Source organism: Brevundimonas sp. P7753, assembly GCF_013386595.1.
Taxonomy (GTDB): domain Bacteria; phylum Pseudomonadota; class Alphaproteobacteria; order Caulobacterales; family Caulobacteraceae; genus Brevundimonas; species Brevundimonas bullata.
Genome location: NZ_JACARP010000050.1, coordinates 21915 through 31950 on the forward strand (window position 1 = coordinate 21915; position 10036 = coordinate 31950).

Here is a 10036-nt window from a genome sequence, read left to right on the forward strand (position 1 = left end):
ATCGGCCCCTCTCCCTGTGGGAGAGGGCTTGAGCCTCCAGGAGCGAAGCGATTGGTCCAGGCGACCCGGAGGGCGGCGCGTAGCAGCCAAAGGGTAAGGGTTCCCGGGTGATGTCGGCGCAAGCCGCCGCTCGGTGCTTCTTTCGGAAACCCTAGCCCCTCACCCTTTCGTTTTGCGGATCGCCTCCGGCTCTCCGAAGCTCAAGCCCTCTCCCGCCGGGAGAGGGTTTTTCAATTAGGCGCCCGTTTTCTGTCCGCCTGTCTTTTCACGGAACTCCGCCTTGGTGGCCGCGATCCAGCCGGCGTAGGTGTCGGCCCCGGCGCTGAGGGCGGCGAAGTCCTGAGGGCGGCCCGAGCCGTCGGCCCCGTCCAGCCCCGCCAGGGCGATGCGGATGGCCCCCGGCGAGCGGGCCTTGTCGGCGAAACCGGCATAGTTGCGCGACAGACGATTCAGCCCGCCCGCGTCGCGCGCCAGCGAATAGCCGACCCCGGCGCGGATCAGCCGGTTCTCCTCGTCCGCCGTCAGCGGAATGACCGCGTCCTTGTAGCGATCGCCCAGACGCTGTTCGTAAAGGGCGGCGGCCGCCCCCCATTGCTGCTGCTTCCAGAAGATCTCGGCGCGCACGTCGCGACCGGCGGGCGACGCGTCCTTGCCCAGGACCTCGAGCGCATGGTCGTAACGGCCCAGCTCCATCAGGGCGCGGGCCTCCAGCGCCCGGCGCTCGATGTTCATGGCGGTGGGCAGAAGCGTGGTGCGCGACGACCAGAGGGCTTGCAGCGCCTCTTCCGGCTGGCGGTTCATCAGATAGACCATGGCCAGATTGGTCGAGACCTGGGCCTTGGCCACGCCGTCGAGGCGGTTGTCGGCCTGATATTTCAGCAGTTCCGCCGCCTGATCCAGCAGGTCCACGTCGATCAGGCGCCGGGCCAGGCGCCGCACCATCTCGTCGCCGTCGGCGCCGACCGGGGTCAGTTCGCGGAAGTCGAAGAACAGGGCCAGGGCCTGAACCGGCTGCAAGCCGTCGGCGGCGCCGTCGAGGAAGAGGGCGCGGAAGGCGTTGTCCAGATCGGCCTGCAGCTTGTCGCCGCCGGGCAGGACCACGATCTTGCGGCCCGCCGCCTTCAGCGTGGTCAGGGCCTCGCGATAGCGGCCTTGCGACAGATAGAGCTCGCCCAGGCTGCGGATCACGGCCAGTTCGGTGCCGTCGCCGCGCCAGCGCCACTTGAGGGCTTCGAGCTGGGCCGCCGCCGCGTCGGGCTTCATCGTCCCCTTGGCCATCTCCAGACGGATCACGCCGAGGCGGGCGGGGGTGGAAATCCCGTCCAGCGGGGCGCGGGCCACGGCCTTGTAGAGGGCCAGGGCCTGGGCCGGTTTCTGTTCCAGCTCGAACAGCCGGGCCTGGACCAGGCGGGCGGTCAGCTGGTCCGCCGCCGAGACGCCCGGCTGGCTGAAGACATAGGCCAGCAGCTCGCGCGCGGCGTCCAGATCACCGGTCTCGACGGCGGCCAGGGCGTGGGCCGTGCCGAAGCGGGCGCGCCATTCGGGGGTGAAGTTGTCGACCACGCCGGACCCGGCGGCGAAGGCCTGACGCGCCGTGGTCCAGTCGCTACGCTGGGCGGCGATATAGCCCTGCCAGACGCGGGTCGAGGGATCGCCCGCCAGGGCCCCGGCGGAGAAGTCGGCCTCGGCCTCGGCGTAGCGACCGATGGCGGCGCGGGCGGCGCCGCGCAGGCCGCGCACCTCGGCCACGCCCTGCATGGCCGGGGTCTGCTTGACCAGGGCGTTGAGCACGCCGATGGCCTCATAGCCCAGGCCCTGCCCCACCAGGAAGCGGGCGTAGGCCATGCGGGCCTCGATGGGGGCGCGCGGGTCATCGGCGGCGCGACCGCTTTCCAGCTCGGCGGCGGTCTGGAGGATGCGTTGGCGCGCGCTGAAGCTGTCGCCGCCCAGATCGGCCCAGTCGGCGATGATCAGGGCCGGGCGGACGGCGGCGCGCGGGGCGTGGACCTCCTGCGCGGCGGCTTCCAGCCCCACGGTCGGCGGGGACAGGCGCAGGCCCTTGGGCCGCGACAGGGTGACGATGTCGCCCTCGGCCTTGACCGTCAGGTCATCGGTCGGGGTCTCGACCGCCAGGCCGTGGGCGGTGGGCAGCAGGGTCAGATCGACGGTGCGGCGGCCCCGCGCCATGCCCTTGCCGGGCGCCAGGGCGGTGACGGCGGCGAAACGGTCGCCGACCATGGGATCGGTCAGCCAGACCGTCTTGGTGGCCCCGGCCATGCGCGCGGTCAGTGCGGTCTGGACGCTGTCGTCACGGCCGATGTCCACGCCGCTGACGGTCGGCGCGGTTCCGCCCAGGGTGACGATCCACGACGCCCCGTCGGCGCGGGCGGACACCGTCTGGCCCTCGCCGGCCGGAATGCGGATGGCGGTGAAGTCGGGCCCGGCGGCCCAGCGCGCCTTGGCCGCGTCGCCGGCCTTGGCGGCGGCGGGCATGTTCATGCGGGCGGCGGCGTCGAACACCACCCAGACCGCGTCGCCGCGGCGGAAGACGGCGGCCCCCACGGGCGCGGCCCAGGCGAAGGTCAGGCGGGTCGTCGCGTCCTTGACCTCGGCGGCGACGGGCACGGCCCCGCCGGCGGGTACGACCGAGGGCCTGGCGCCCTCCGGCACGGCGCCGGGGGCATAGAGGTTGAGCCAGACCGCGCCGTCGGCGGCGCCGGACCGGACCCCCGCCCCCTCGGCCAGGGTCAGGACCAGTTCGGTCGCGCCCTGCACCGAACGGGTCTCGACCTTCTCGACCCCCTTGGGCGGATCGACCTTGAGGCGACTGACGTCCGGGGCGGCGGTCGTGCCGATGCGGATGATGACGGCGCGGCCGTCCTGGCGCACCCGCGCCCGCGAGCCCACGGCCCCGGCGAATTCGATCTTGGTGAAGCCGGTGTTGGCGCCGACGCGGATCTCGACCGGGCCGCTGCTGGCGGCGGCGCCCTCGGCGTGCGGGGCCAGGGGCGCGAACACGACGACGCCCGCCGCGGCGGCGGCCACGGTCGATTTCAGAACGCGCTTGCTGACGCTGGCCCCGGACATACGCGCGCACCCTCGCGCGAAAGGGCTTTCATCGCGGTTAACGCCGGTTAAAGAGCCGCCGCCATCATCGTCAGCGCCTGACGCAGGCAGGCCAGGCGGCACGGCCCGCGACCGATGTCGCCGAAGCGACGCAGGACGTGGACGGTTTCGCCCCCGCGACGGGCCAGGGCGAAGTGGACCCGACCCTCTTCCTCGCCCGCTCCCGCCGCTCCCGCAAAGCCGGTGATCGCCACGGCCAGTCCCGCCTCGGACCGCGTGATCGCCCCCTCGGCCATGGCCCGCGCCACCGCCTCGGACACCGCGCCTTCCGTGGCGATCAGATCAGCGGGCACGCCCAGAAGATCGGATTTGGCCGCATCCGTATAGACGACGAAGCCGCGCTCGAAGACATGGGAACAGCCCTCGACGTCGGTCAGCACCGAGGCCAGCAGACCGCCCGTGCAGCTTTCCGCCGTCGCCAGGGCGACCCTGTGATCGCAGGCGGCCTTCAGCACGCCCTCGACCAGGACTTCGACATCGCAAGGCAGGCTGTCGCTGAGGGTTTCCGTCATCCGCAGACCAACGGACGCCCCCTCGCCGCGTTCCGAACAATAGCCCTCGCCGCGCAGGTAGGACAAAACACCTGCTTGCGGCGCGCGCGCGAAAGGGCGACAGCAAGGGTATCGACGTCATGTCACGCCGTTTTTCAGGTGCTCCTTCGTGTCAGACCCCGCCTATCCGCCCATCAGCCCGCTGAAGACCGGCATCCGCTGCCGCTGCCCGCGCTGCGGCGTCGGCCCCCTGTTCCAGGGCTATTTGACCATCCGCAAGGAGTGCTCGAACTGCGGTCTGGACTACGGCTTCGCCGACCCGGCGGACGGCCCGGCCTTCTTCGTCATGTCGGCGGTGGGCATCGTCGGCATGATCGGCTTCATGATCTTCGAGTTCAACGTCCACCCGCCGATCTGGGTGCATTTCGTCGTAACCCTGCCGATCCTGGCGCTGATGTGCCTGGGCGTGCTGCGGCCCTTCAAGGGCTGGCTGGTGTCGGAGCAGTTCTTCCACAAGGCCGCCCCGCCCGAGTTCGAAAGCGTCGGCAAGCACGGCGAGGGCTATGGCTGGCGCGGCCAGGCCGAACGCGCCGCCAAGGACGAGGCGCGCGAGAAGGGCTAGTCGCGATCCTTCTCTTTCCTCCCCATTTCATGGGGAGGTGGCGCGGAGCCGTAGGCGACGTGACGGAGGGGGCGTCTCGACGCTAGACCTCTGCGCCGCCCCCTCCACCACTGCGTGGTCCCCCTCCCCATGGAATGGGGAGGAAAACACTTTCCCCTAGCGCACCACCCGCAGCGTCACGCCCAGCGTGCGCGGGGCGCCGAGGAAGGCGCCGAGGGTGCCGGACTGGAAGGGGGCGCCGAAGGCGACCTGGCGGTAGTCCTGATCGAACAGGTTGCGGCCCCACAGCTCGACGCTCCAGGCCTCGTCTTTGGCCAAAGCCACACGGCCGTCCACCAGCCAGAAGCCGGGCTGGCTCTTGGCCGGGTCGAGGTCCGAGCCGGTGTTGTATTCCGACGAATACTTGGCCGCCAGCGTGACGCGGCCGGTCAGGCCCGCCCCCACCGGACGCTCATAGGTCCCGGCCAGAGACCCGCTCCACAGCGGCGCAAACGCCAGACGACGCCCCGCCAGCAGGGGCAGGCCGGCGATGGGGTCGTGGCCGTATTCGGTCTGGGCGTAGGTCAGGCCGCCCTGCAAGGACAGGCCCTCGACGGGCGTCAGCACGAAGTCCGCCTCGACGCCCTTGGCCCGGACCTGAGGGATCGAGCGCACCAGGAAGGTCGTGCCGAGGAAGGTGTTGAGCTGGAAGTCGTCATAGGTCTGGCGGAAGGCGGCGGCGCCGACCAGCAGGCGACGGTCCAGCAGCACGCTCTTGACCCCGGCTTCCCAGGCGTCGGCGGTTTCGGCCCCAAAGGCGCGCGAGGCGTCGGGGATCAGATTGGTCTGGCCCCGGTCCAGATTGAAGCCGCCGTTCTTGCGACCGCGCGACCAGCCGGCATAGAGGCGCGTTCCCTCGGTCGCCTGATATTCGGCGCGGGCCAGGCCGGTCCAGGCCTCGTCCTTGACCGTCTCGGACGAAGTCAGGCCGTTGAAGGCCGGGTTCGACCAGGGGAGGCACAGGGTGGCGTTGACCACGCCATTGGCCAAGGCGGCGGCGCAGGCGCGGCCGCCGTCGGTGTTTTCATAGGCCGCGCTCATGTCCTTGGTCTCATGCGTGCGGCGCAGCCCCCCGGTCAGGGTCAGGCGGTCGGTGACGGCGTAGGAGACCTGGCCGAACAGGGCCGCGCCCTGCGTCGTCTGCCAATAGCGGTCCTTCTGGCCTTCGCCCTCGACGAAGCTCTGGCCCACGGCCAGGCCGGTCAGGGTCGAGACATGGGCTGGATCGCCCAGCGGATTGGCGGTCGAGCGCGACAGCAGGCGGCTGACATAGGCTTCGTAGTCGGCGCCGTAAAAGAGGCTGTCGCGACGGGTCAGCTTCTCGTCCGACAGGAACAGCCCCGCTGACCAGTCCAGACGCCCGCGCTGACCCGACAGGCGGACCTCCTGCGTCAGGGTGCGGAAGCGGTTGGACCAGCTGCCGTCGTCGGGACGATAGGCCAGATCGGCGGAGGTGAAGTCCCAGTCCTGACTGATGACGCCGCGCCAGTCGCGCACCGCCGTGGTCGTCTCCAGCTGCGCCCAGCCCAGGTCGGCGCTCAGGTGCAGGGCCAGGCCCCGGTCGCGGATGCGGGTGTTGGTGTCGCGGTTCGACCAGGCGACGCGGTCCCAGGGCTTGGGCATGGCCGCCACCCCGCCGTCGGGGGCAAAGGTCGCCAGCAAGGGCGCGGTTCCGCCGGTCACAAGCTGCACGCCGACGCAGCAACGCTCGTCCCGCTCGGTCCAGTCGGCGGTCAGGCGGGCGGTCAGGTCGGGCGTCGCGCGCCACAGCAGCTGGCCGCGCAGGGTGTCGTAGTGCTCGTTCTGATCGTCGGTTTCGCTGCGCGGCCCCCCCTCTGTATTTTGGGCCCCCGTCCTGACGTCATAGAGGCCGTCGCGGCGGCGCGCGGCCACATAGAGCCGCCCGGCCAGAACCTCGTCCACGAGGGGGCCGGTCAGGGAGACGGAGCCGCCCTGCGTCCCGTAGTCGCCGAAGGTCGCCTCGCCCGCCATGCGCGGCGTAAACGACGGCGCGGCGGTGACGACGTTGATGACGCCGGCCGAGGCGTTCTTGCCGAACAGGGTGGGCTGCGGCCCCTTCAGCACCTCGATGCGCTCGACCTCGCCGAGGTCGCCCAGGGCCACGCCGTTCCGGGGGCGATAGACGCCGTCGATCATGACGCCGACCGAGCTTTCCAGCCCCGGATTGTCGCCCACCGTGCCGACGCCGCGGATGCGGGCCGTGGTGAAGGTCTGGTTCGAGGTCGAGGCCACCACCAGGCCCGGCGTCAGGATCTGTAGATCCTTGATGTCGCGCACGCCGACGTCGTCGAGCAAGGGCTGGGCGACGACGGTCAGGGACAGGGGGGTAGCCGCCAGCGCGGCCTCGCGCCGCTGGGCCGTCACCACGATGTCGGACACCTGGGTCGGGCCTTCGGTTGCGGCATCCTCCGCAAATACGGGTGCGGCGAACACGAGCAGGGGCAAGGCGACGGACGCGAGATGCGCGGCGCGGAAAGGGGTCTTCATGGGGGGAGGCAACCGCTTGGCGGAGCGACGGCGCATGGCCGGATCGCGGACAGAAACCGCGCTCTAGCAGTCAGGCCGAAGGGTTGAAAGCCTTCGTCGGCGTCACCAGAGGATGACTTCTCAGGCCCGCCCGGCCATCGGCCCGGAGGCGCAGGGGGCGAAACTGACGTCCACCCGGCTGCGATGGCTGCTCAGATCATTGCGCACGGCGCCGCCGACCCGGCACAGACTGTCGAGGTCGCGCCCGTCGCCGGTGTCAAAGGCGGTGATCAGGTCCAGCAGGCGTTCAGCCTCGGCCAGAGAGCCCGGCTTCTGGTCGAGCAGCCAGGTCTCCAGGCCGCCGAGATCGACCGCCAGACCGCCGGCCTGAACGGCCTTCTCGACCCGTCGGCTATTCCACTGATGCAGCAGCGCGCGGGCTGTGTTCATGGTCCATTCTTGCGCCATCGCTTTCCTCCCGGACGAAGCGTCGATCCGCCCCGGCTTCCCACACCCCGACGAAGGCCGTCAGGCTGACGAAGGTCCAGGCGACCCATTGCAAGGTGACGGCCGCCCACCCCAGTCGCTCGTGCGCGAAGAAGGGGGCCAGATGGCTGACCACGATGATCAGCTGAAATCCGGCGCAGGCGACCAGCCACCAGCGACGGCCATGTTCCGCCAGACCCCACAGGGCGGCGAACAGGGCCACATCCACCAGCATCACTCCGATCCGCAAGCCGTCGATGTCCCACGGCACCAAGAGCACCGACAGGACCTGGGCCGCCGTCAGGGCCAGAACGGCCCATCGCTCGACCGTCCCGCCCCGCCAAAGCAGCAGGGCGAAGGCGATCAGGTTGGCGAGGATCAGGATGATCTGGACGGGGTGCATGATGCGACCTCAGCCCGCCCGCTGCGCGCGTCCGCCTGGGGCGGCGACCCGATGCGGGCGTCCTCTCATTGACCTGTCACCCTCGACCACCCTCGCGAATTCGAAGTTCACCGCAGGCTTTCGATCATCTCAAGGACGGGATTGACGAGGCTGGCGCCGACCGCAGCGATCACCAGCCAGATCAGAGACCAGCCAAGGATCAGCCACAGCAGGGAGCCCCCCAGCTTCCTGGGTCGGCGCCATCCGTCCAACGCGGCATATCGTTCATAGAGCGATCGCGGCGTCGTCCCGTCCCCGAGCGCTGTCGAAGGCGCCGCAGTGACCGGCGCAGATGGCTCAGCCACGACGGGCTCGGCTAGAGGGGGCGTTTGCCCTGAGTAGAGATCACTCAGGCGTCGTGCGGCCTGCAAGCGGTCGGAAACGCCCAGCTTTTCGTAGGCGCGGTGCAGGTGGTTCTGAACCGTGCGAGGCGACAGGTTCAGCTGTTGCGCGATCTCCTTGTCGCCCAGGCGAAGACCCGCCAGCCGGACAATCTCCAGTTCGCGGGGGGTCAGCTTAGGAATCTCGATTACCCGGGTCACAAGGCAGGGTTAGCCAAGGAAGACGCGGCTCGTCCAGTCGCGAAACGCGCGCCTCCGCGTTTTATTTACGTCGTGGTTATTAGGCGTCACCCCTCGCCAGCCGGCGGCATGGCCCGGTCGAGAATCCCTCGCAGATCGACGCCCGCCGGAACGGCCCCGTAAAGGCCCCCGCGCGGTTGCAGACGCAGACGGCAAAAGGCCTCGGCGACGGGGCTTTCGGCCTCCAGAAGCACCGCCGCCTGAAGGGCCAGGGCCAGCCGCTCCACGGTCCAGCGTGCAGTCGCCTCCGACGCCCCGGCGAGGTCGAGATCGTCGAGCCAGGCGTCATAGGACGCGACCCCGCCGCGCCGGGCCTCAAGGAAGACGCGCAGGGCCTCGACCGCCTCGGGTTCACGACCGAAGGCGCGCAGGACGTCGAGGGCGATGACGTTGCCCGAGCCTTCCCAGATGGCGTTCAGCGGCGACTGGCGGAACAGGCGCGGCATGGGGCCGGTCTCGACGTATCCGGCGCCGCCGAGGCTCTCCATCGCCTCATAGACCATGCCCGGCGCCCGCTTGCAGACCCAGTATTTGGCGACGGATGTGGCCAGACGAGCCAGGGCGTCCTGCTGATCGAAGGCCTGGGCCAGACGCAGGGACAGGGCCGTGGCGGCCTCGCTCTCCAGCGCCAGATCGGCCAGGACGGCGGCCATCATCGGCTGGTCGATCAGCCGCTTCTGGAAGGCGGTGCGATGGGCGGCGTGCCAGACGGCCTGGGCCAGGGCGCCGCGCATCTGCTGGGCCGAGCCGATCACGCAGTCCAGCCGCGTGTGCTGCACCATGCGGATGATGGCGGCGACGCCGCGCCCCTCCTCGCCGATCCTCTGGGCCAGGGCGCCGTGGTACTCGACCTCGGACGAGGCGTTTGAGCGGTCGCCCATCTTGTCCTTCAGCCGCATGACGCGGAAGCCCGCGTTGCGCGTCCCGTCGGGCAGCCAGCGCGGCAGCAGGAAACAGGTCAGGCCGCCCGGCGCCTGGGCCAGGGTCAGGAAGGCGTCGGACATGGGCGCCGAACAGAACCACTTGTGCCCCGTCAGCCGATACCAGCCGTCTTCGCCCGTCGGCTCGGCGCGGGTGGCGTTGGCGCGTACGTCGGACCCGCCCTGCTTCTCGGTCATGGCCATGCCGATGGTCACGCCCGCCTTGTCGGCGGCCGGACGGACGGCGGGGTCGTAGCGCCCGCCCCTGATCTTCTCGACCCACGGCGCGCCGACGCCCGGCTCGACCGCAAGCGCGGGAACCGAGGCGTAGGTCATGGTCATGGGACAGCTGGTCCCCGAGTCCGCCTGCCCCGTCAGGAACAGGATGGCGGCGTGCAGGACGTGGCCGTTCGCCGTGCCGTCCCAGGCGGCGGAAGCCAGCCCCGCCTCCAGCCCCAGCGACATCAGTTGATGATAGGCCGGGTGAAACCTCACCTCGTCGATGCGGCGGCCATAGCGGTCGTGGGTGTCCAGCACCGGCGGGACGCGGTTGGCCTGCACGCCCCAGTCGATGACCTCGGCCGAGCCGCAGCGGGCGCCGAGCGCGGTCAGCCGGGCCTCATGCTGCGCTCCGCCCGTACGGCGCACGGCGTCCAGCAGGGCCCGGTCGCCGGTGAACAGGTTGAGGTCCTCCAGCGGCGGCGGCTGGTTGGTCACTTCGTGGGTGTCCAGATCGGCGACGGGACGGAAGGACGACATGGGCGGGCTCCGTTCTCAGAGAACCGACACCTAAACACAGTCCGTCAGACAAGGCCTCATCAGCAAAAGCCCTCCCCCTCGAG

General features: G+C 70.4%; 8 protein-coding genes. 1 reads left to right on the forward strand and 7 read right to left on the reverse strand.

Features of this window, described 5'->3' with window-relative positions; genetic code table 11:
- Positions 1-234: 234 nt before the first annotated feature.
- Complete coding sequence (locus HX774_RS10880; RefSeq protein WP_178826708.1) at positions 235-3087, reverse strand: lipopolysaccharide assembly protein LapB; 2853 nt, start codon at positions 3085-3087, stop codon at positions 235-237.
- Between the two features lie 47 nt (positions 3088-3134).
- Positions 3135-3704: a CinA family protein gene (locus HX774_RS10885; RefSeq protein WP_255500394.1), complete on the reverse strand. Its 570-nt coding sequence runs from the start codon at positions 3702-3704 to the stop codon at positions 3135-3137.
- Between the two features lie 82 nt (positions 3705-3786).
- Between HX774_RS10885 and HX774_RS10890 the strand changes: the two genes are divergently transcribed.
- Positions 3787-4239 (forward strand): DUF983 domain-containing protein, encoded by a 453-nt coding sequence (locus HX774_RS10890; protein WP_178826710.1) that lies wholly within the window; start codon positions 3787-3789, stop codon positions 4237-4239.
- A 156-nt stretch (positions 4240-4395) separates the two neighbouring features.
- On the opposite strand, the gene HX774_RS10895 is transcribed toward HX774_RS10890, so the two are convergent.
- From HX774_RS10895 to HX774_RS10915, 5 genes are all read right to left on the reverse strand, one after another.
- The gene (locus tag HX774_RS10895; RefSeq protein WP_178826712.1) at positions 4396-6786 is read right to left on the reverse strand and encodes a TonB-dependent receptor; all 2391 of its coding nucleotides are present in this window, start codon (positions 6784-6786) and stop codon (positions 4396-4398) included.
- Between the two features lie 120 nt (positions 6787-6906).
- Complete coding sequence (locus HX774_RS10900) at positions 6907-7215, reverse strand: hypothetical protein (protein ID WP_178826714.1); 309 nt, start codon at positions 7213-7215, stop codon at positions 6907-6909.
- The gene (locus tag HX774_RS10905) at positions 7178-7654 is read right to left on the reverse strand and encodes a hypothetical protein (protein WP_178826716.1); all 477 of its coding nucleotides are present in this window, start codon (positions 7652-7654) and stop codon (positions 7178-7180) included. Before HX774_RS10905 ends, HX774_RS10900 begins: the two co-directional genes overlap by 38 nt.
- 107 nt (positions 7655-7761) lie before the next feature.
- Positions 7762-8235, reverse strand: coding sequence for a response regulator transcription factor (locus HX774_RS10910; RefSeq protein WP_370523479.1), 474 nt, complete (start codon positions 8233-8235; stop codon positions 7762-7764).
- Between the two features lie 86 nt (positions 8236-8321).
- Positions 8322-9953: an acyl-CoA dehydrogenase family protein gene (locus HX774_RS10915; RefSeq protein ID WP_178826718.1), complete on the reverse strand. Its 1632-nt coding sequence runs from the start codon at positions 9951-9953 to the stop codon at positions 8322-8324.
- Positions 9954-10036 lie beyond the last annotated feature (83 nt).